Genomic DNA, 18,890 nt, shown 5'->3' with positions numbered 1-18,890 from the left:
GGGTCAACAGGATCTGCCTGCACCCTGGTCAGAAGCGTCCGCCGTCGACGGAGATGACCTGACCGCTGATGAAGGCAGCCGCGTCGGAGGCGAGGAAGGTGGCCACGCCGACCAAGTCCTCGGGAAGGCCCCAGCGGCCCAGGGAGGTCCGCTCGAGCGCGGCGGAGAGCGCCACGTTCTGCGGGATCGTCTCGGGCGTGACGTACTGGTCGTCGACAATCAGCCCGGGGGAGAGACCGTTTGCCCGGATGTTCCAGGTGCCCCACTCCCTGGCCATGTACTTCGTGAGCATGATCAGGGCGCCCTTGGCGACTCCGTAGGCGTCAACTCCGGGGGAGGGGACGATCCCCGTCGGGGAGACGACGTTGATGAAGGATCCACCGCCGGTCTCAGCCATCCTCGGGGCCAGCTCCCGGCTCAGTCGCACCACGCCGAGGACCACGGGGTCGAAGAAGCGCAGCCACGCCTCGTCGGGAGTGGTGAGGAGGTCGCCCTCCTGCGGGCTCCCGGCAGGGACCGCCGAGTTCACGATGGTGTCGACGCGACCGAAGGCCGACCAGGCGTCCTCGACGAGCTTGGGGATCCCGCTGGCGTCCGTCAGGTCGCCCGAGACGTACCTGACGTCCCGACCGGTGTCCGACTGGATGCGCCGGGACATGGCCTCCAGTCGCTCGACGTTCCGCCCGCCGATGACTACCTTGGCCCCGGCGGCCGACATGGATCTGGCGAACTGCGAGCCGAGGTGGCCCGAGCCTCCGGTGACGAAGACGACCTTGCCTTCGGGGAGCAAGGCAGACGTCGTGCTGCTCATGGTTGCCTTCCGGTCGGTCAAGTGGGGTGGTGCGGGAGTCGATCTACTACCCGTCACTTGCCCTGGGCGTGATCCGAGACGGCCTTGGTGTCCTGGTAGAACACCTCGATCCGCTTGATCTTCCCGTCGACGACGTGCCACAGCTCGATGACCCGCATAGGCAGCACCTTGCCGGTCCTGCGGTTCCTCATGTTGAGGTCGGCATCGGCGAGGACGACGTCACCGGCGTCGCGGTACTTGACGTGGAAGGTGTTCACCGTGGACTCGAAGAGGTCGGTGATGTGGCCGATCATCCGGTCGAAGCCGTCGGCACCCTTCCATTCCCCGCCGTAGGGAAGGCCCTCAGCCTCCACGGTCACGCAGTCGTCGGCGAGCAGCTTGAAGGCGGCTTCCTTGTCCCCCTTGAAGAAGTACAGGTCGGAGAACTCCGCCACCACGCGGACGTTGTCCGTTGCCGAAAGGTTCTGGATGTTGTCGTTCAGGGCCATGGTGTCTCCCGGTGGTTCGACGTGAGTTGGCCGAGCGATGCTCAGGGCCGTCGCCGCCGATCGTCATCCGGCGGCATTATGCGACTAAGAATCTCAGATGAGGTGTGGCGGGTCAATCGTTACGAGGAGGGAGGTGGAGTTGCAGTCAGGCAGAGCCCCGGGGGGAGTCTCGCTCGTCCGGTTTGATCATGCAAGGCTCGGAGGAGTGCCGGACGTGAAGCGAGCACGGCGCTTGTAGATCATGGAGTTCTCGACGCTTCATGATCTGCAAGGTTGCCGTGCTCGTTGCTCCTTCATCCTCTATGGCCCTCGCGCCCGATGCGGCGCCCTCGCTCGTAGCCGCTGGGGAGACAGTGGTGCCGCCGGGGCTGCTGGACGCCTTGGCGCAGGTGCCAGATCCTCGCGACAGCCGTGGCTGGCGTGCGCTTCACGCCGGCGACACTGCTTGCCGTGGGCGTATGCGCTATGACGAGCGCGGGCCACAACTCCCGGACGGCGGCCGGCGAATGGGTTCGCCGCTGCCACCGGGATGTGCTGGCCCGACAGGGCTGCCCCTATGACCCCTTCAGCGGCCGTTTCCGGCCGCCGGGCGAACGGACCCTGCGCGACGTCTTCGCCCGGGTGGACCCAGCCGCATTGACCACAGCTGGCTTCGCCCGGCTGACCGCGCTAGGTGTTCTGTCCACGGAGGTTGGTGACAGGGTTCACGGCTGATTGATCTTGAAATGGGTGAGGGTCTTCTGGCCTGGTGTGGATTGCGACGTCTGCACCGGCGACCAGAAAGGCCCTCATGCCTCACCGTCATGCACCCCTGACCGAGACCGGACGGCTGCGTCTGGCCCGCTGCGTGGTCGAGGACGGCTGGCCCCTGCGCAGGGCCGCCGAACGCTTCCAGGTCTCCCCGACCACGGCCAAGCGGTGGGCCGACCGCTACCGCGAGCTGGGCCAGGCGGGCATGAGTGACCGCTCCAGCCGCCCGCACCACAGCCCGCGCCGGCCCCCGACCCGCACCGAGCGCAGGATCATCAAGGTCCGCGTCCTGCGCCGCTGGGGACCGGCCCGCATCGCCTACCTCCTGGGCCTGAACCCGGCCACCGTCCACCGGGTCCTGACCCGCTACCACCTGGCCCGCCTGACCCACCTGGACCGTGCCACCGGCCGCGTCATACGCCGCTACGAACGCAACCGGCCCGGCGAACTCGTACACGTCGACATCAAAAAGCTCGGCAACATCCCCGACGGCGGCGGACACAAAGTCCTCGGGCGCCAGGCGGGCCGCAAGACCCGCTCCGGCGCCGGCTACAGGTACCTCCACAACGCCGTCGACGACCACTCCCGCCTCGCCTACAGCGAGATCCTCGCCGACGAGAAGAAAGAGACCGCCGTCGCCTTCTGGCAGCGGGCCCACGCCTTCTTCACCGAGGCCGGGATCACCGTCGAACGCGTCCTGACCGACAACGGCTCCTGCAAGAGTCACCTGTGGCGCAACTCCCTTACCGCTCAGGGCATTTCACACAAGCGGACTCGCCCCTACCGGCCCCAAGCCAACGGGAAGGTCGAGAGGTTCAATCGCACCCTCCTGGACGAATGGGCCTACGCACGGCCCTACCGGACCGAGGCCGACAGACGTGCCGCCTACCCAGCCTGGCTGCATATCTACAATCACCACCGCGGACACATCGCGCTCAAGGGTCAACCACCCGCCAGCCGCGTCCCCAACCTCATGGGTCAGTACAGCTAGCACCCCCGGCCGCGGGCGCGCTGTCCCCGGGCGGCATTCCCGAGCGGGAACAGCGCCATGCCCATCAGGCGGCCGCCCGCGCCGCGGGGGCCGGATCACGACAGCCACGCTGTCGTGCCTCCGCCGTTGACGGCAAGTGCCTGTGCGGAGCAGCCCGGTCCGACGAGAGCCAGGTGTTCGTCCTGACCGCGGTACGCCATGACGGCGCCCTGACGCGGGCACTGCTGGACCGCTCTTCGGAATAAACCTACGTAAACGCCCTCTGGGAGTAGTCACGGAGGGCGAACATCGGCACGGTGAGGAATATCGTCCCGAGGCACATCGCTGCCGACGCCCAGAAAATACCTATGAGGGCGTCGGGGTGGGTGTAGCTCTCCGCGCCGACGCCGAGGAGGTAGGTCGTCGTCATGGCTGCGACCACCGCGCTGGCCAGTGACGTACCGACCGAACGGAGGAGGGTGTTGATCCCGTTCGCGGACGCGGTCTCGCTGCTCGGGACCGCGCGCATGATGAGGGTGGGCATGGCGGCATAGGCGAGCGAGGCCCCGACCGCTACGGCGACGGATCCGCCGATTACCTGACCCAGGCCGCTGCTGAATGCCGTTCTGACGAGCTAGGCGACACCCATGACGAAGGCGCCCGCCATCAGTGTCACCTGCGGGCTGAACCGTCTGATGACCGCAGCCGTCACCGGGGCCATGAGTCCGAAGGTGGCGGCGTTGGGGGCCAGCCACAGCCCCGCGTGGAGGAGGTCAAGGTCGAGGCCGATCCCGTCGTGGTTGGGCGCCTGGAGGAGCTGTGAGGTCACGAGGAGATCGGCGTACATCGCAAACCCCATGAGCATGGCGGCGGTGTTCACGAGAAGCACTGCGGGCCGCGCGGCGATGCGCAGGTCGACCACCGGCTGGCGCGCGCAGCTGCTGGGGCACCCACAAGGCGAGGACGAGCAACCCGCAGAGGGCCGAGAGGAGCGTGGGACGGGAGGCCCACCCCCAGCTCCCGCCCTTCGACAGGGCGAGCAGGAGGGCGCTCAACGCGACGGACAGCAAGATCGCCCCGAGGTAGTCGAACCTCCCGGCTGTCCGAATCGGGGACTCATCGACCACCAGGGCGATCGCGACGAGCACCGCTGCGCCGAGGCCGCCGGTGATCCAGAACAGCGCGTGCCAGTCCATGCGTGCCGCGACGAGGCCGAAGAGCGGCATCCCGACGCCGGCTCCCACCGCCATCGTCGCGCTCATGAGGGCGACCCCCAGCGGGACATGGTGCCGGGGGAGCATGTCCCGCATGATCGCGATGCCCACCGGGACGAGCGCCATGCCGGTACCCTGCAACGCCCGGGCGACGAGCATCGGCGCGAGCGAGTCGGCCAGCGCCCCGATGAGGGAACCTGCGACCATCGCGGCCAGCGAGACCAGCACCATCCGCCTCTTGCCGAACATGTCGGCGAGGCGGGAGATGTTCGGCGTGGCCAGGGCACCGGCCAGCAGGGTGGCGGTGACCAGCCACGAGGCGCTGGCCGCGCTCGTGTCGAGCAGTCGTGGAAGGTCCGACAACAGGGGCAGCATGATGGACTGATTCATGGCCACCGCTGTCCCGGCGAGGGACAGCACGACCAGCATCAGCACGGCGCGCAAGCCTGTCGTCTGCGTCATGTGCGTACCGAGTCTCCTGCACTGCGTCGTCTTCCCTCGCCGGGGGCCGTGGGGCGGTGGTGGGTCAGGCGTTCGTCCACGCGGGCGGACGCTTCTCGACGAAGGCGCGCGAGCCCTCGGCGGCGTCGGCCGACGACCGCACCCGGTCGACGTGACTCCGCTGGAGGTCGAACATCTTCGTCGCGGACCAGTCCTGGGCGGACTTGACGAGGAACTTCGCGGTCCGTACCGCCATAGGGGCGTTGCTGGCGATGGCACGAGCCACCTCCACGGCCCGGTCGCGGGCGGTCCCGGGCTCGACGACGCGGTTGACGAGTCCGAGGGAGTGGGCGCGCGCCGCGTCCACCGGCTCACCGGTCATGACCATCTCGAGGGCGATGGCGTTCGGGATCAAGCGGGGCAGGCGCAGGACGCCACCCGCGGCGGCCACGAGCCCGCGCTTGACCTCGGGGAGGCCGAATTGGGAGTCCTCGGAGGCGATGATGAGATCACAGGCGAGGGCGATCTCCATGCCGCCCCCGAGGGCCTTGCCCTCGACCGCGGCGATTAGCGGCTTCTCGGTGGCCCGCTCGCAGATCCCGAAAGCGCCCCGGCCCTCCACGAGGGGGCGTTCGCCCGTGGCGCTGAAGGCCTTGAGGTCCATCCCGGCGCTGAAGACGGGCCCCGCCCCGGTGAGGACCGCCGCTAGGACGTCCTCCCGCTGGTCGACCTCATCGAGCGCCGCCGCGATCTGCTGGGCGGTGGGGAGGTCGATGGCGTTGCGGACGTCCGGCCGGTCGATGGTGATGACCGCGACGCCGTTCTCGACCTCGACGGTGACGGTTCGGCTCATCGGGGGGCCATCCGGATGGCACCGTCTAGGCGGATGGTCTCGCCGTTGAGCATGCCGTTGTCGATGATGGCGACGGCGAGCCTCGCGTACTCGTCGGGATCGCCGAGGCGGCTGGGGTGGGGCACCGTTGCCGCGAGCGATCCGCGGACCTCCTCCGGCAGGCGCGCGAGCAGCGGGGTGTCGAAGGTGCCCGGCGCGATGGTGCATACGCGGATGTTCTTCGAGGCCAGGTCGCGTGCGGCCACGATGGTCATGCCGACGATGCCGGCCTTGGAGGAGGCATAGGGGATCTGGCCGATCTGGCCCTCGAAGGCCGCGACGGACGCGGTCAGGACGACCACCCCGCGGTCGCCGTCGAGCGGCTCGTTCCGCGCCATCCGGGCTGCGGCCAGGCGGAGCACGTTGAACGAGCCGATGAGGTTGATCTGCACGATCTCGGAGTAGGTCTCGAGCGACCCGGGGCTCCCGTCCTTGTTGACGAGGCGCACCGGCCCGCCGCGACCGGCGCAGTGCACGACGGCGCGCAGCGGCGCCGCGGCCTCGGCCGCGTCGAAGACCTGGCTGATGGCGTCGGCGTCGCGCACGTCGGCGGGGACGAACCGCACGCGGTCCCCGAGCTCGCCGGCGACCTTCTCGCCCTCGGATGCCGCCAGGTCGGCGATGACGACCGTTGCGGCGCCTTCCTTGAGCAGGCGACGAACCGTCGCCAGCCCCAGGCCCGACGCGCCGCCCGTGACGACGGCGGAGCTTCCCGTGATGTCCATGGCTGTTGTCTTCTTTCCGTCAGAGGCGTTCGATGATGGTGGCGTTGGCCATGCCGCCGGCCTCGCACATGGTGACCAGGGCGTAGCGGCCACCGGTCGCTTCGAGCCCGTGGAGCGCCGTGGTGAGCAGTCGCCCGCCCGAGCCGCCCAGCGGGTGACCGAGGGCGATGGCGCCGCCGCGCGGGTTGAGGCGCGCCGGGTCCGCACCGAAATGCTTGGCCCAGGCCAGCGGCACGGGGGCGAAGGCCTCGTTGACCTCGTAGTGGTCGATCTGGTCGATAGTGAGGCCTGACCGCGCGAGCACCTGCTCCGTGGCCGGGATCGGCCCCGTCAGCATCGTGATCGGGTCGTCGCCGGCCAGGGCGAAGGCGTGGAACCGGGCCCGCGGGCGGAGGCCGAGTGCCTGTGCCTTCGCCTCGGACATGATGAGCAGCGCAGACGCGCCGTCGGCCAGCTGTGAGGAGTTGCCGGGCGTGACCTTCCACTCCCCGATCTCGGGGAACCGCGCGCTCATCTCCGGGGTCTCGAAGGACGGCTTCAGGCCGGCGAGACCATGGACGGTCGTCTGCGGGCGGATCGTCTCGTCGATGCTCACGATCGTGCCGTCGGGAAGGGCCACCGGCACGATCTCGGCGCCGAGGTTGGTCTTTGCCGCGTTCGCATGCGAGAGAGTCGAGAACTCGTCGAGGTCCTGTCGGCTGATGCTCCGGCGGGCGGCGATGAGCTCTGCCGAAACGCCCTGCGGCACGAGCCCGGGTGCGTAGCGCTCGGCCACGGACTGCCCCCACGGGTCCTGACCGATGCGGGCGGTGAGCATCGGGATCCGGCTCATCGACTCGATGCCTGAGGCGACGATGATGTCGTGCACCCCGGCGATGATGGCCTGGGCCGCGAAGTCGGCAGCCTGCTGGCTGGAGCCGCAGGCCCGATGCACCGTAACGGACGGCACGCTCTCGGGCAGACCGGCCGCCAGCCAGGCCCAGCGGCCGATGGGTCCGGACTGCTCTCCGACCTGGCTCACGCAACCGGTGATGACGTCGTCCACGATCGCCGGGTCGATGCTGTTGCGGTCGATGAGTTGGCGCATGACCTGACCCAGGAGCTCGACCGGGTGCAGTGACGAGAGGGCCCCACCGGGCTTCCCATCCCTCGGCGGTTTCCCCTTCGCCATGGGTGAGCGGATCGCGTCGACGATCACAGCAGTGTTGGTCATGTCTTACTCCCCAAGAGGCTGTTCGGCTTGGTGGGTGACCCGTCGGGTCCGGCGCTCAGGCGCCCTGGCTGGTCAGTGCGGTGGTGTCCCAGTAGTAGGCGTCGATGGACTGGACGCGGTCGTCCCGGAACTGCCAGAGTTCGAGGGCTCTCGAGGGGAGCGGGCTGGCTTCGGGGGCGCCGACCCACTCGAAGGCCAGGCGTGCGACCGCCGTCGCTTCGTCCTGGACGACGCCGATGAGCCTGAGATTGTGCGGGCCGAGGGCGGAGCCACTTGTCGCTACGGCGGAGAAGAGGCGGGCGATCCTCGTCCGCCCCTCGTGTACGCCACCGTGTGGGAGCGGGGCGGGGACCGTCAGCACAGCGTCCTCGGCGAAGGCGTCGTTCACGAGGTGTGTGATCTCGGCGGCGTCCTTCTCGGCCACGGCCTTGTAGAAACGCTGGATGACGTCTCGTGGCGCGGGTGCCCAACTCAGGTCCAGGTTCTCGGTGGTCACGTCGCTCTCCATCCGTGGGCCATAGTTTTGAACTATAGTGTCTCATAAGAGCTCACGGCAAGATCCGTCGCGCTGCGGATTGCGGTCGGAGCCCACCTGGGACCCAACGGAAGGAGCGCCGTGAGCGCTGACACGAACCTTGGACGTGGCGAGCCGGCCACGAACATCTCCGAGCCCCCGCAGCCGGAGGCGGACGTCGAGGACTGGATAGATTGGGCCAACTCCATGCCGAGCCTGACCGCTCTCGGGTTGACCTGTACCGCGATGACCGAGCAGGCGACGGAGTTCTTCCTCGATCCGCAATTCTTCCCGCCCAACATCAACGGGGCCGTCAACGGGGGAGTGCTCGCCTGCGCCGCCGACCAGGCGATGGGCGTCATGGCCGTACGCGGTGCCCGTTCACACGCCTACGCGTTCACGATCAGCATGACGACACAGTTCCACCGGTCGGCCATGCCGCCGGTCGTCGTGCGCGCCGAGTTCGTGCCGGGGGGCAGCCGCATCGCCTTCGTCAACATCGAGATGGAGGGCGCGGACGGTGCCCGGTGTGCGTCGGCTCAGGGGGCCCTGCGCCTGAGCAGCGGGGGAGCGAGCTGATGGCGACGCGACGGGTCGACGTTGGTGATGGGGTCCTTCTCTTCGTGCAGGACCTGGGTGACGGTCCGGTCGTGGTCCTCGTCGGGGGCTTCGGGATGAGTCACCGGTTGTGGGACCGTCAGGTCCGGATGCTCACCGAGGCCGGCTTCCGTGTCCTGTGCGTGGATCAGCGCGGTCACGGCGCGTCCGATAAGCCCCTGGATGGGTACGGCATTGACGACCTCGGGGGCGACCTGACTCGGGTGTTGGACCGCGTGGACGTCGACCGGGCGACCGTGGTCGGGCACTCCTTCGGGGGTCAGGTGGCCTTCCGGCTGGCCGCGCGGTCCGACCGCGTGTCCGGGCTCGTACTCGTGAGTTCGAACGGCGTGCGCGCGAGCCGAAGCCAAGACTTCCCATTCGGGCTCGAGCCGGACGCGATGCTGCCGGGACTGGTGGAGGCAGAGAAGGGCGACCGTCTGGCGTCCCGTCGGGAGTCGATCGCCGGGTCGTTCGCCAGTCGACCCGACGACCTCACCGTGGACTGGCTCATGGCCTCGTCGCTCGAGATGCCGTCCTGGGTTGCGCTCGCCTGCTACGAGACGATGCTCACGACGGACCTCGTCGACGAGATCGCCGCCGTTGACGTCCCGGTTCTCCAGGTCATCGGGGACCGGGACCCCGTGCACTCGGCCCGGGGGGCCCGGTGGCTGAGCGAACGTCTCGCCGACACCCGGTTGATCTGGCTGGATGACTGTGGGCACTTCCCGATGCTCGAGGCCCCGGACGCCTTCGACGAGGCACTGCTGGGGTTCCTCGCAAACCTGTAGCCCAGGGGGCATCCTGAGCCACACTCAGCGGAAGTCCATCCAGCGGCCGTTGGGCGGGGGAGCCGAGGGCGAAGGGGAGGCCGATCGTGGGACTGGGCCCTTGGTGATGCCGTGGGTGCCGAAGATGAGGTACTGGCCCTTCTTCTCTGGATCCAGACGAAACCGCCTAGCTGTGCCGCGGGAGCAGGGCCAACGCGGCTTCCGTGATGACCTTGGCGGTGTACTTGCTCCGGGGTCGGTACCAGCGTGAGACCCAGAGGCACTGTCCGAGAAAGAGGCGGGCGGTGACCACTGGGTCCGCCTTCGCGAGGATGTCCTCCTCCATGGCGTCGGAGACCACCCCGACCCAAAGTTTTTCGTAGTTGCGGCTGAAGGTCCGCCACCGGGCATAGACGTCGGAGGGTAGTCCGCCGCCGCCGAAGAACACCGGTAAGTAGCCGCGCATCTGGATGGCCGCGTCGATCTCGAGCCGGATCAGTTCCTCGAGCTTCTCGCGGGTCGGCAGGTCGCTGTCGACGACGGATTTCGCGGATGAGGTGAGCGCGGCAGTGCTTCGTTCAAAGAGGACGCCGAGCAGGTCCTGCTTCGTGGGGAAGGCGCGGTAGAGCGTAGCCCGGGAGACGTTGAGCTTGTCTGCTGCGGCGGCGACGCTGACGCCCTGCTCGCCTTCCTCGGCGAAAAGCTGGGCAACTGCCTCCGCGACCTCGTCCGGATCGATGGTCAGCCGTGGCCGGCCCAACGGCCGCTTGTCCGGTGCGTCAGCCCTGTTGCTGGATTTTGGCATGGGCACCTCACCTTCGTAATCAGTGTTGCGGTTAATGATAGACGTCGTCTCTTCTCTCCACTCCATCTGTCCGCACCTGCGCGCTTGTCTGGCGTCGCGAGGCGGCGTGCCGCAGCAGGGTGCCCTGCTTGACGGCCCCCCCGCGTTATGAGTCAATGGGTCTCATAATCTGTGAGTCGGCATACCGTGTGCCTGGATCGTCGTGCCCAGTCGTGCTTGTAGAGGAGCCAGCGGAATGGCTGATCCAGCTGCCGACCGGAAGGGTTGGGAGCAGAACCAGCCCAGCGGACGTCACCGCCCGCTGCCCGAGCTCTCCGTCGTCGAACTGGAAGGAATCGGCCCCGGCCCATACGCCCCCATGCTTCTCGCCGACTTGGGTGCCGACGTCATCAGGGTGGAGCAGCCAGGCCTGCCGGCGTTCCGTCGATCCGATCACGGACGCCCTGCGAAGGAGCCGACGCTCCATCGCGGTCGACCTCCATGATCCGTCAGGTGGCGCGGCCGTCGAGAGACTGGTGGCCCGCGCGGACGTTCTCCTCGAAGCTACCGGCCGGGAGCCGCCGAGCGGCTTGCATGTCATCGGAGGCCAAGCTGGTCGCCGGCTTCGGGGCGCTCGGCCTCGGAGCCGAGTTCGGGCTGAGCTGGGTCCTGCCCCGCCTGGTCGGTTCGTCGGGTGCCCTGTGGCCCAATGACCCGCAAGGATCCCGTCGGCGCCGAGGAGGCGCTCGCCCTGGACGAGTAGTTCCGACGTTCGGGCCCCCGCAGGCACAGAGGATGTCCAAGATCCGTCTGTGACGACAGACCTGAACACCCTTTTGACTGCACTGCACATGAAGATCGACGACGAGATCGGAGGAACGCGATGGCTGGGCCGACCGCCGCAGCGCACGGTAGCCCAACGTGTCCTCGCCGTGGCGCAGCGATCTGGCACAACCACAAGATCGGCTCACCTGCCGTACGAATCCCTGATCGCATACGACCACTGAACACATCGGAACTACTCGTCCAAGGCTCGTCGACGAGGTCGTCGAAACCGCCGATCTCGTCCCGGCGGCGGGGGAGTTCGGGCACGGTTCGCGCAGGCGGAGGACAGGTCCGTGCGCTCGATGAAGCGACTGCTGCGGCAGTCCTGGGACAGCACGCTCCTCGAGTAGCCGGAGCTGGAGCGGGAGTGGCTGGCGCGGCGGCTGCTCTTCAGCGACCCCCGTACGAGCGGGACCGTCGACGCCTTGTGCAGTCGCCTCGGCCAACCCGGGGCCGTCTCGGAGAAGCCGACGGAACGAAACCAGCTGGAACCACTGCGGTCAGTTTGGCACCGACGTGCCGGTTGGCTCGAAACGAAGGGAACGGACCACATGACCACTGAGAGCAGCGCGATCGTGCCCGCACCGATCACGACCGAGTTCCTCTTCGACTACCTCGTCGAACTCAAGTCCCACAGCCGCCCGTCCTACCCCTTCGGGGCCACCCCCTACGGGCAGCGCATCGTGGGCGGCGTGGACGGGGGCTGGGTCGAGGGCCCCCGCATCAAGGCCACCATCCTTGAGGGGATGGACTACGGGATCCTCCGGACGGACGGCTACGTCGCGCCGGACGTGCGGCTGGTGCTGCGGACCGACGACGGCGAGCTGATCCTCATGACCTACACCGCCGGCCGGTTGGGCCCGTGGCCGAAAGTCATGGAGGCACGTGGGGGAGCGGGTTTCGACCCCGACGAGATCGACTGGATCCTGACCTACTCGTTCGAGACGGCGTCCAAGGAGTACGACTGGCTGAATCGCACCCTCGCCGTGGGACGCGGGGCGATCACCGAGGCGGGCTTCCGCTACCGCGTCGACGCCATCCGATGACCAGCGAGACCCTCTCGGCCTGCGGCTGCCCCAGGGGCCCGGTGGGCGAGGGCGACGACGTCCGCACGACGCGAGTCCACGCCGACACCGTGCTGGCCTGGGCCGATCGATGAGCGGGCCGTCCTCGGGCTCGGCAGACCTGTCGCGGCTCGGGCAGTGGGTGCCCTGCGCGCCGTTCACGATCGAACGCTCGCGGATCATGCAGTACGCGGCAGCGACGAACGACCTCACCCCCGCGCACCGCGAGGGCCGTGCGGCCAACCCGGTCTTCGCCGTCCTGCCTGCCTGGCCCACCCTCTTCCCGCTCCTGCGCTCGACGCTCGTCGGCCGGGACACGGCCAGGGCACTGCACGGTGCCCACGACATCACCCTGCACGGACCCCTGACCCCCGGGGTGGACCTCGTCACCCGGGCCGCCATCGTCGGGGCGGCACCGACGTCGACCGGCATGACGATCACGGGTCGGGCGACGAGCGAGGCCGCCGACGGCGGTCTCCTCGTGGACCAGTACATGACCGTGATCGTCCAGGGCCTGACGATCCCCGAAGCGGTGGGGTACGGAGCGCCCCCCCGTCCGGGCGAGGAGATCCCGCTGTTCGCGGAGCCCCGACCGCTGGGGTCCAGCACCCTCGACCAGGACCAGACGCAGCGCTATGCGCGGGCCTCGGGGGACCGCGAGGCGATCCACCTCGACCCCGTCGTCGCTCGGCAGGCCGGGTTTCCGGGCGTCATCAACCACGGGAACTGCACGTTCGCCGTGGCGGCGCAGCACGTCCTGAGCGCCACCTGCAGCCCGGACACCTCGCGGCTCCGGCGGATCGCGGTGCGGTACGCCCACCCCGTCCTCCCGCCGCAGACCGTGACGACGCGGAAGCTCGGCGAGGTGCACACACCCGAGGGCGCGGCCGTGAGCTGGGACGCCGTCCGCCGCGGCGGAAGGCCGTGCCTCTCCCGGGGCTACGCCCTCGTGTGCCCAACGAGCTGATCGCCGGCGGGGGCGCCGTGTATTGTGAGACATGGCGTTGCAGAATAGTGGGTTCTGGCTGACGCGGACGTCGATGGCGACACCCGGTGGCCCGGTGTCCCCACCAGCCCAACGAGGAGACACATGTTGCTCCCGATGCGCCAGGAGATGCGGTGACCGAGATCGCCGCCACGGGCGCGGATCAGCAGGACACCGTGCTCGAGGTGCGCGGCGTGGGTCAGAGGTACGGCGCGAACCAGGTGCTCAGCGACATCGGTTTCACGCTGAGACGCGGCGAGCTCCTCGCGACGGTCGGCCCGAACGGCGCCGGCAAGACGACGCTCTTCAACTGCATCACGGGCGTCTCCCGGCCCAAGGCGGGTTCGGTCCTCATCGGCGGGAAGAACATCACCGGCCGGCGTCCGTCGGCCATCGTCAAGGCCGGGGTCGCGCGCACGTTCCAGCACCTGGCGTTATTCCAGTCCCTGACGGTGCGGGACAACCTCCTCATGGGGCGCCGGCACGCGATGCACCCCGCAGAGACGCGGGTGGATGTCTTGATATTCCTTGGACGTTGAGAACAACGCGGACGGAGAGTGACCACGCGATGAGCACGGTGGCCCTGCACAACGACGGCGGGCAGTGGACCCTGACGCTGACCGACCCGGATCGGCGCAACTGCCTCGACGAGGCGATGATCCAGGAGCTCGGCGACGCCGTGTCGACCGTCGCCGGGGACGCGGGCGCCAGGACGCTCGTCGTGACCGGTGAGGGCACGGTGTTCTGCGCGGGCGCCGACCTGCCCGCCCTGTTCGGTGAGGCCGCGGACCACTCGGTCGCCGATCTGCGCCGTCACCTGCACACCGTCTACGACAGCTTCCTGAGGCTGCGGGCGCTGAAGATCCCGACCATCGCGGCGGTACAGGGCGCGGCCGTCGGTGCCGGGCTCAACCTCGCCATGGCGTGTGACGTCCGCATCGCCGGGCCGCGCGCATCGTTCGCGGCGACGTTCTCGAGGATCGGCCTGCACCCCGGTGGCGGCTGCACGTGGTTCCTCGTCGACGCCCTCGGCCCGCAGAAGGCGCTCGCGCTGTTGCTCGACGGCGGCGCCCTGGACGGCGAGGAGGCCGTCCGCCAGGGGCTTGCGCTCCAGCTGGCCGACGACCCGCTCGCCACCGCCCACGAGACGGCCGCACGCTGGGCCGGGCTCGACCCGGCGCTCGCCCGCGACATCAAGTCGGCGGTCGGCGTGGCGCGGTCCGGCGACTTTGGCACCACCTTGGAGTTCGAGTCGTGGGCACAGGCATCCTCGGCGACCGGGCCGGCGATCCAGGAGGCCGTCGCGAGGTTCCGCAAGCCGTGAGTCAGGTGAAGAGGCGGTCGAGGCGGTAGTCCACCGGCTCGACCGCCCAGTGGGCGGTGCCGGTGCCGATGAGGATGCCTGGCGCCGGCCCGTTGAACATCGCCCGTAGCCGGTCCAGCTGGCGCCGGATGCCGAGTCCCTTGTTTGAAGGTGCCGCGGTCCTGCGCCGCGGTGCGAACCGGAACGGGCCGGCTCGCGAGCTCGTGCGGGATTCGGTTGTCGAGCGTGGCGATCCCGGGTCGGTGATGCTCAGCGTCAGGCAGACGCCGTGAACCGTGCTCAGCTGGCAGCTGCGGGCGTCTGCCGGCAGCACGCCGACCAGGCAGGCACGCAGGATCGCCCTCGGATCCTCACGGGGCCGCCGCCGGCTCGGTCTGGATCCGCCCGAGGCCGATCGACCTCGGTCGGCCGGGTCAGGCGGCAGCGGACCATGGTTAGGGACGGGCGCGGCATCCGGTGGCGAGCACGCACCCGTCGACCGCACGTTGCGGGCCATCGGCGAGCTCGACCGTCCGATCGGCGCGATCGAGGCGGGTCGCGGCACCCCCCAGCCGCAGCTCGGTCCCGTTGCACTCCGCTTCCTCATCAACGAGCAGTCGTATGGCGCTCGCTGGCCGGCTGCCTGCCAAGGCGTCCGTGGACAGGGGCGGCTTGTCGTAGGGGCCCTCGCTCTCCTCGCCGACGAGTACGAGCGGGCCCTCGAAGCCCTTGGTTCGGAGGTCCTGGCACGTCCGGGACACCAGCGCGAGAGGAGCCGATCACAACGGTGGTCCGCAGCGGTCGATCGTTTACGGGAGATGCGTGTGCCGCCGCACGCACGGAGGGCGACAGTTCGTCCTCGGGCTGCCCATGGAACAGGACGACGCCGTCGTTCTCCCGGCAGGCCCTCGTCCCGCCCATTGATACCAAGTGTCGCAAAAATCATTGACCGGCCGGTCGCGCCCATTCATGCTGATACGCAGGTTCCCAATAAGGGTGACATGGAAGTCGCCGTGGAAGGACCGACGTGACTGACACGCAGACCAGCAGCGGCGCATGCCCCGTGGTCGACTACTCCATCCGGCAGCCTCCCGTTCCCGTGGGCAAGCTCTTCGAGCGTCTCGACGACCTCCAGGACATGTCGCGACCCGCGGTTCGTTCACAGGAGGCCTCTGGCTACTGGGTCTTCACCGACCACGACGCGATCCTCGAAGGCCTGCAGCGATCGGACCTCTGGTCGAGCGGGGTTGTCGACCCCACCGAACCCGACCCGGACTACAAGTGGATCCCGCTCATGCTCGACCCGCCCGAGCACGCGAAGTGGCGCCAGCTCATCTCCGCATGGTTCACCCCGGCTCGCACCAGGTCCGTGAAGGAGGACCAGCGCAGCCTGGCGCGAGAGATCGTCGAGAGGCTGCGGGACAAGGGCGAGTGTGAGTACGTGAGCGAGTTCGCCCAAGTCCTTCCGTCGATGGTCTTCCTCCGGATCATTGGTATGCCGCTAGAGAAGCTGGACCAGTTCATGGAGTGGGAGCACATGATCCTGCACCAGAACGAGGAGACCGACCCCGACCGGGCGACTCAGATGGCGGGTGTGCAGGCGGTGTCGGAGTACTTCGCCGGCCTCATCGCGGAACGGCGCGCACACCCCGACCCCGACGCGACCGACCTGATCAGCGCCGCGACGACCTGGCAGGTCGATGGCGAGCCGGCCTCCGACGCCGACATCATCGGCTGCCTTCTGACGCTTTTCATGGCGGGACTCGACACCGTCGCGGGCGAGATGGCCTACTTCACCTACCACCTCGTGACCCACCCCGAGGACCGGGCCCGGATCGTGGCCGAGCCCGAGTCGATCCCACACGCCGTGGAGGAGCTTCTGCGCGCCTACCCGATCGTGCAAACGGCGCGGCGGGCGACGCGGGACGCCGACTTCCACGGGTGTCCGGTGAAGGCGGGGGACGTCGCCCAGTTCCCGATCTCGGCCGCGGGGCGCGACGAGATGACCTATCCCGATGCGCGGCGCGTGGACTTCGACCGTGACCAGACGCGGCACCTCAGCTTTGGTGCAGGCCCGCACCGATGCCTTGGCTCGCACCTCGCCCGCCAGGAGCTGGTGGTGATGCTCGAGGAGTGGCACCGGGTGATTCCCGAGTACGAGGTGGTCGAGGAGCCGCTGGAGCACGGCTCGAAGGCGGTGCTCGGTCTCGAGTCGCTGCGAATCCGCTGGGAGGGCTGACATGCGCGCCCTTGTCAACCAGGGCCTGTGCTCCGGTCACGCCCAGTGTGCTGTCGCCGCACCGGACCTCTTCTTGCTTGACGACGAGGGCTATGCCCTCCCCGTCGACGGCGACCTTCCTCCGGATCAGGAGTCGCACGCCCGCGCCGGGGCAAGGGCGTGCCCGGAGCGCGCCATCACGATCCTCGAGGCGGACCTGGGGTCTGGAACCGGCTAGCTCGAGTCGGTTCAGCCGTGTGGCGAACCGGCTGAACCGCCTTGTCCCATCGACGTATCCGGATCTCACGAAGTCTCACCTCATCCGCCTCAATGGAGAACCCGTCCATGGACACCACACGTGTCGTTCCCACGACCTTCCGCATCGGTGACCGGACCCTGTCGGTCGCATCGGGCGGCGAGATGGAGCACGTCAATCCCGCGAACGGTGAAGTCACCGCCGCATTCCCCCTTGCCGCGACCGAGGAGCTCGACGAGGCCGCCAGTGTCGGGCGCAGTGCACTCGGCCAGTGGGCAGCCGTGCCCGGCGCCCGGCGGGCAGAGATCCCGCGTAGCATCGCCTCGACGATCCGCTCGGAGCACGCGCAGCTCAGCGCCCTGACCACCCTGGAGGCTGGGGCCCCCGTCGCGACAGCCGACTTCGTCACCGCGGGCAGCGCCGACTGGTTCGACTACTACGCCGGATGGGCCGACCGGCTCATCGGCGAGCAGATCCCGATGCCACGGATGCTCGACTACACCGTGCACGAGCCTGTCGGCGTGGTCGCGTTGGTGCTCACGTGGAACGCGCCCATCACTGGTATCGGCATGAAGGCGGCGGCCGCGCTCGTCGCTGGCTGCAGCGTCATCGTCAAGCCGCCGGAGCTCGCGCCGTACACCCTGCTCCGCTTCGCCGAACTCTGCAGCGAGGCCGGCCTGCCCGACGGGGTCCTCACGGTTCTGTCCGGCGACGGTCGGCTCGGCGAGGCACTCGTCTCGCACTTGGGAGTCGCCAAGGTGAGCTTCACCGGAGGTCCGGAGACCGGCCGGCGCGTGCAGGCGGTAGCGGCGTGCAACGTCACGCCGGTGCTGCTGGAGCTCGGAGGTAAGTCCGCGAACCTCGTCTTCGACGACGCCGACATCGAGCGTGCGGTCGGGGCCTCTGTTCGGGCTCATCACGATGGGCGGCCAGATCTGCGTGGCAGGGACCCGGCTGTTCGTGCAGCGTGGCGTCTACGAGCAGGTGGTCGGAGGCCTGCAGGCGTTCCTCGACCACGTCACGATCGGCGACGCCACCGACCCCGCGACCCTCATGGGGCCGTCATCTCCGAGGCTGCGGCAACCCGGCTGGCGGGCCACATCTCGTCTGCCAAGGAGCGCGGGGACGGCGAGCTTGTCTGCGGTGGCGATCGGCTGGAGCGAGCGGGGTCGTACCTGCGGCCGACCGTCTTCGCCGACGTCGACAACAACTGCTCCCTGGTACAGGAGGAGTTGTTCGGGCCCGTCCTGGCGGTCACACCGTTCGACGACGAGGACGAGGCCGTGGCGCTGGCGAACGACACGAAGTACGGGCTCGCGGCATACGTGCACACTAACAACCTGGCCCGCGCCCACAGGCTTGCCTCCCGGCTGGACGCGGGCTTGGTCTCCATGAACGGAGCGATGCCCGCCACCGCACCCCACGCACCTTTCAGCGGCTTCAAGGGCAGCGGCTACGGAAAGGAAGGGGGTCTGTCGGGGATCCTCGAGTTCTGCCGCACGAAGAACGTCTGCGTCGCGCTCTGACACGTGTCCGAGCGCTGACGATCCACGGGACACCTCAACGGCCCGTGGGCCCTCCGCAGCGCCCCCGGGTCGATCGGCGAGTTCCCCTGGACCCCAAGAGAATTCGGAGAAGTCTCATGTCCTCACAGAGGGTCAGCCTCGTCCTGCTCCTCAAGCGCAAGCCGGGCATCTCCATGGAGGAGTTCCGGCAGCACTACGACAACGTCCACGCGAAGATGGCCGAGAAGTGCTTCGACCACGTCTATGACCGGTACTCGCGCAACTTCATCACGGCGGACCCGGACCTCTGGGCCACGGGGGAGGAGGTCAACGAGGCCCCGTACGACGCCGTGACCGTCATCTCGTTCCTCAGCATGGAGGGGCTCGAGGAGATGCAGCGCCTCGTCCAGGAGCCGGAGCAGTTCAAGGCGTTCCTGGATGACGAGAACTCCTTCCTCGATCAGTCCTCGCGCATCTCGTTCCTGTGCGAGGAGTCCGTCTCCTGACTCCTGGGCTGCGAGAGCGAAGTTGTGCGACCCGTGAACGCCGAACGAAGCCGACGAGT

22 protein-coding genes and 4 pseudogenes are annotated in these 18,890 nt (G+C 68.8%); 14 read left to right on the top strand and 12 right to left on the bottom strand.

Annotated features, from left to right (window positions below):
• Positions 1 to 28: 28 nt before the first annotated feature.
• A complete protein-coding gene (locus tag OG395_RS05435; protein ID WP_327241857.1) occupies positions 29 to 811 on the bottom strand; it encodes an SDR family NAD(P)-dependent oxidoreductase in 783 nt (260 codons plus the stop codon).
• Between the two features lie 53 nt (positions 812 to 864).
• Positions 865 to 1,299, bottom strand: coding sequence for a nuclear transport factor 2 family protein (locus OG395_RS05430; protein ID WP_327241856.1), 435 nt, complete (start codon positions 1,297 to 1,299; stop codon positions 865 to 867).
• Between the two features lie 790 nt (positions 1,300 to 2,089).
• Between OG395_RS05430 and OG395_RS05425 the strand changes: the two genes are divergently transcribed.
• Positions 2,090 to 3,040, top strand: a complete 951-nt coding sequence (locus OG395_RS05425; RefSeq protein ID WP_327241855.1) for an IS481 family transposase — start codon at positions 2,090 to 2,092, stop codon at positions 3,038 to 3,040.
• A gap of 20 nt (positions 3,041 to 3,060) precedes the next feature.
• Positions 3,061 to 3,261, top strand: a pseudogene (locus OG395_RS05420) (ISAs1 family transposase); the annotation flags it as partial.
• A 26-nt stretch (positions 3,262 to 3,287) separates the two neighbouring features.
• On the opposite strand, the gene OG395_RS05415 reads toward OG395_RS05420, so the two are convergent.
• The 7 genes from OG395_RS05415 to OG395_RS05385 form a co-directional block, all read right to left on the bottom strand.
• On the bottom strand, positions 3,288 to 3,563 hold the full coding sequence (locus tag OG395_RS05415; protein WP_327241854.1) for a hypothetical protein: 276 nt from the start codon (positions 3,561 to 3,563) through the stop codon (positions 3,288 to 3,290).
• Between the two features lie 90 nt (positions 3,564 to 3,653).
• The gene (locus OG395_RS05410) at positions 3,654 to 3,848 is read right to left on the bottom strand and encodes a hypothetical protein (protein WP_327241853.1); all 195 of its coding nucleotides are present in this window, start codon (positions 3,846 to 3,848) and stop codon (positions 3,654 to 3,656) included.
• Positions 3,793 to 4,695 carry an MFS transporter gene (locus OG395_RS05405; RefSeq protein WP_327241852.1) on the bottom strand — a complete coding sequence of 301 codons (903 nt, stop codon included), beginning with the start codon at positions 4,693 to 4,695 and terminating at the stop codon, positions 3,793 to 3,795. Before OG395_RS05405 ends, OG395_RS05410 begins: the two co-directional genes overlap by 56 nt.
• A 64-nt stretch (positions 4,696 to 4,759) precedes the next feature.
• Positions 4,760 to 5,527 carry a crotonase/enoyl-CoA hydratase family protein gene (locus OG395_RS05400; RefSeq protein WP_327241851.1) on the bottom strand — a complete coding sequence of 256 codons (768 nt, stop codon included), beginning with the start codon at positions 5,525 to 5,527 and terminating at the stop codon, positions 4,760 to 4,762.
• Positions 5,524 to 6,291 (bottom strand): SDR family NAD(P)-dependent oxidoreductase, encoded by a 768-nt coding sequence (locus OG395_RS05395; RefSeq protein ID WP_327241850.1) that lies wholly within the window; start codon positions 6,289 to 6,291, stop codon positions 5,524 to 5,526. The genes OG395_RS05400 and OG395_RS05395 overlap by 4 nt, the downstream gene beginning before the upstream one ends.
• A gap of 19 nt (positions 6,292 to 6,310) precedes the next feature.
• Positions 6,311 to 7,504 carry a thiolase family protein gene (locus OG395_RS05390; RefSeq protein WP_327241849.1) on the bottom strand — a complete coding sequence of 398 codons (1,194 nt, stop codon included), beginning with the start codon at positions 7,502 to 7,504 and terminating at the stop codon, positions 6,311 to 6,313.
• Between the two features lie 55 nt (positions 7,505 to 7,559).
• On the bottom strand, positions 7,560 to 8,000 hold the full coding sequence (locus tag OG395_RS05385; protein ID WP_327241848.1) for a nuclear transport factor 2 family protein: 441 nt from the start codon (positions 7,998 to 8,000) through the stop codon (positions 7,560 to 7,562).
• A 120-nt stretch (positions 8,001 to 8,120) separates the two neighbouring features.
• On the opposite strand from OG395_RS05385, the gene OG395_RS05380 reads away from it, so the two are divergent.
• Together OG395_RS05380 and OG395_RS05375 are read left to right on the top strand one after the other, a co-directional pair.
• Complete coding sequence (locus OG395_RS05380; RefSeq protein WP_327241847.1) at positions 8,121 to 8,597, top strand: PaaI family thioesterase; 477 nt, start codon at positions 8,121 to 8,123, stop codon at positions 8,595 to 8,597.
• Positions 8,597 to 9,406: an alpha/beta fold hydrolase gene (locus OG395_RS05375; protein WP_327241846.1), complete on the top strand. Its 810-nt coding sequence runs from the start codon at positions 8,597 to 8,599 to the stop codon at positions 9,404 to 9,406. The genes OG395_RS05380 and OG395_RS05375 overlap by 1 nt, the downstream gene beginning before the upstream one ends.
• Positions 9,407 to 9,572: 166 nt before the next feature.
• Here the strand turns inward: OG395_RS05375 and OG395_RS05370 are convergent, their stop codons facing one another.
• A complete protein-coding gene (locus tag OG395_RS05370; RefSeq protein ID WP_327241845.1) occupies positions 9,573 to 10,256 on the bottom strand; it encodes a TetR/AcrR family transcriptional regulator in 684 nt (227 codons plus the stop codon).
• A gap of 169 nt (positions 10,257 to 10,425) precedes the next feature.
• Between OG395_RS05370 and OG395_RS05360 the strand changes: the two are divergent.
• The 6 genes and pseudogenes from OG395_RS05360 (at position 10,426) to OG395_RS05340 (ending at position 14,367) form a co-directional block, all read left to right on the top strand.
• Positions 10,426 to 10,882: pseudogene (locus OG395_RS05360) on the top strand (CoA transferase).
• A gap of 99 nt (positions 10,883 to 10,981) precedes the next feature.
• Positions 10,982 to 11,110: pseudogene (locus OG395_RS58090) on the top strand (IS982 family transposase); the annotation flags it as partial.
• A 435-nt stretch (positions 11,111 to 11,545) separates the two neighbouring features.
• Positions 11,546 to 12,040 (top strand): DUF3237 domain-containing protein, encoded by a 495-nt coding sequence (locus OG395_RS05355; RefSeq protein WP_327241842.1) that lies wholly within the window; start codon positions 11,546 to 11,548, stop codon positions 12,038 to 12,040.
• A 109-nt stretch (positions 12,041 to 12,149) separates the two neighbouring features.
• Positions 12,150 to 13,025: a MaoC/PaaZ C-terminal domain-containing protein gene (locus OG395_RS05350; RefSeq protein WP_327241841.1), complete on the top strand. Its 876-nt coding sequence runs from the start codon at positions 12,150 to 12,152 to the stop codon at positions 13,023 to 13,025.
• A 152-nt stretch (positions 13,026 to 13,177) separates the two neighbouring features.
• A complete protein-coding gene (locus OG395_RS05345) occupies positions 13,178 to 13,582 on the top strand; it encodes an ATP-binding cassette domain-containing protein (protein ID WP_327241840.1) in 405 nt (134 codons plus the stop codon).
• Between the two features lie 29 nt (positions 13,583 to 13,611).
• A complete protein-coding gene (locus OG395_RS05340) occupies positions 13,612 to 14,367 on the top strand; it encodes an enoyl-CoA hydratase (protein ID WP_327241839.1) in 756 nt (251 codons plus the stop codon).
• Between the two features lies 1 nt (position 14,368).
• Here the strand turns inward: OG395_RS05340 and OG395_RS05335 are convergent, their stop codons facing one another.
• Positions 14,369 to 14,680, bottom strand: coding sequence for a hypothetical protein (locus OG395_RS05335; protein ID WP_327241838.1), 312 nt, complete (start codon positions 14,678 to 14,680; stop codon positions 14,369 to 14,371).
• 121 nt (positions 14,681 to 14,801) lie between these two features.
• Entirely contained in the window at positions 14,802 to 15,107 is a 306-nt protein-coding gene (locus OG395_RS05330; protein ID WP_327241837.1) for an FAD-dependent oxidoreductase, read from the bottom strand.
• Positions 15,108 to 15,373: 266 nt separating this feature from the next.
• On the opposite strand from OG395_RS05330, the gene OG395_RS05325 reads away from it, so the two are divergent.
• The 4 genes and pseudogenes from OG395_RS05325 to OG395_RS05310 all read left to right on the top strand — a co-directional run bounded on the left by OG395_RS05325 (position 15,374) and on the right by OG395_RS05310 (position 18,831).
• On the top strand, positions 15,374 to 16,585 hold the full coding sequence (locus tag OG395_RS05325; RefSeq protein WP_327241836.1) for a cytochrome P450: 1,212 nt from the start codon (positions 15,374 to 15,376) through the stop codon (positions 16,583 to 16,585).
• A 1-nt stretch (position 16,586) separates the two neighbouring features.
• Positions 16,587 to 16,802 (top strand): ferredoxin, encoded by a 216-nt coding sequence (locus OG395_RS05320; RefSeq protein WP_327241835.1) that lies wholly within the window; start codon positions 16,587 to 16,589, stop codon positions 16,800 to 16,802.
• Positions 16,803 to 16,894: 92 nt separating this feature from the next.
• A pseudogene (locus tag OG395_RS05315) lies at positions 16,895 to 18,346 on the top strand (aldehyde dehydrogenase family protein).
• 116 nt (positions 18,347 to 18,462) lie between these two features.
• A complete protein-coding gene (locus OG395_RS05310; RefSeq protein WP_327241833.1) occupies positions 18,463 to 18,831 on the top strand; it encodes an EthD domain-containing protein in 369 nt (122 codons plus the stop codon).
• Positions 18,832 to 18,890: the final 59 nt, after the last annotated feature.

Origin of the sequence: Streptomyces sp. NBC_01320, assembly GCF_035974375.1 — a bacterium.
GTDB classification, from domain to species: domain Bacteria; phylum Actinomycetota; class Actinomycetes; order Streptomycetales; family Streptomycetaceae; genus Streptomyces; species Streptomyces yanii.
The sequence above is the reverse complement of the archived record's forward strand: the minus strand, read 5'-3'. Positions and strand labels throughout refer to the sequence as shown.

Excerpts from the sequence above, each read along its gene's own strand:
- OG395_RS05435 (WP_327241857.1), bottom strand. The coding sequence starts at position 811 with ATGAGCAGCACGACGTCTGCCTTGCTCCCCGAAGGCAAGGTCGTCTTC.
- OG395_RS05430 (WP_327241856.1), bottom strand. The coding sequence starts at position 1,299 with ATGGCCCTGAACGACAACATCCAGAACCTTTCGGCAACGGACAACGTC.
- OG395_RS05425 (WP_327241855.1), top strand. The coding sequence starts at position 2,090 with ATGCCTCACCGTCATGCACCCCTGACCGAGACCGGACGGCTGCGTCTG.
- OG395_RS05415 (WP_327241854.1), bottom strand. The coding sequence starts at position 3,563 with ATGCCCACCCTCATCATGCGCGCGGTCCCGAGCAGCGAGACCGCGTCC.
- OG395_RS05405 (WP_327241852.1), bottom strand. The coding sequence starts at position 4,695 with ATGACGCAGACGACAGGCTTGCGCGCCGTGCTGATGCTGGTCGTGCTG.
- OG395_RS05400 (WP_327241851.1), bottom strand. The coding sequence starts at position 5,527 with ATGAGCCGAACCGTCACCGTCGAGGTCGAGAACGGCGTCGCGGTCATC.
- OG395_RS05395 (WP_327241850.1), bottom strand. The coding sequence starts at position 6,291 with ATGGACATCACGGGAAGCTCCGCCGTCGTCACGGGCGGCGCGTCGGGC.
- OG395_RS05390 (WP_327241849.1), bottom strand. The coding sequence starts at position 7,504 with ATGACCAACACTGCTGTGATCGTCGACGCGATCCGCTCACCCATGGCG.
- OG395_RS05375 (WP_327241846.1), top strand. The coding sequence starts at position 8,597 with ATGGCGACGCGACGGGTCGACGTTGGTGATGGGGTCCTTCTCTTCGTG.
- OG395_RS05370 (WP_327241845.1), bottom strand. The coding sequence starts at position 10,256 with ATGGAGTGGAGAGAAGAGACGACGTCTATCATTAACCGCAACACTGAT.
- OG395_RS05355 (WP_327241842.1), top strand. The coding sequence starts at position 11,546 with ATGACCACTGAGAGCAGCGCGATCGTGCCCGCACCGATCACGACCGAG.
- OG395_RS05350 (WP_327241841.1), top strand. The coding sequence starts at position 12,150 with ATGAGCGGGCCGTCCTCGGGCTCGGCAGACCTGTCGCGGCTCGGGCAG.
- OG395_RS05340 (WP_327241839.1), top strand. The coding sequence starts at position 13,612 with ATGAGCACGGTGGCCCTGCACAACGACGGCGGGCAGTGGACCCTGACG.
- OG395_RS05320 (WP_327241835.1), top strand. The coding sequence starts at position 16,587 with ATGCGCGCCCTTGTCAACCAGGGCCTGTGCTCCGGTCACGCCCAGTGT.
- OG395_RS05310 (WP_327241833.1), top strand. The coding sequence starts at position 18,463 with ATGTCCTCACAGAGGGTCAGCCTCGTCCTGCTCCTCAAGCGCAAGCCG.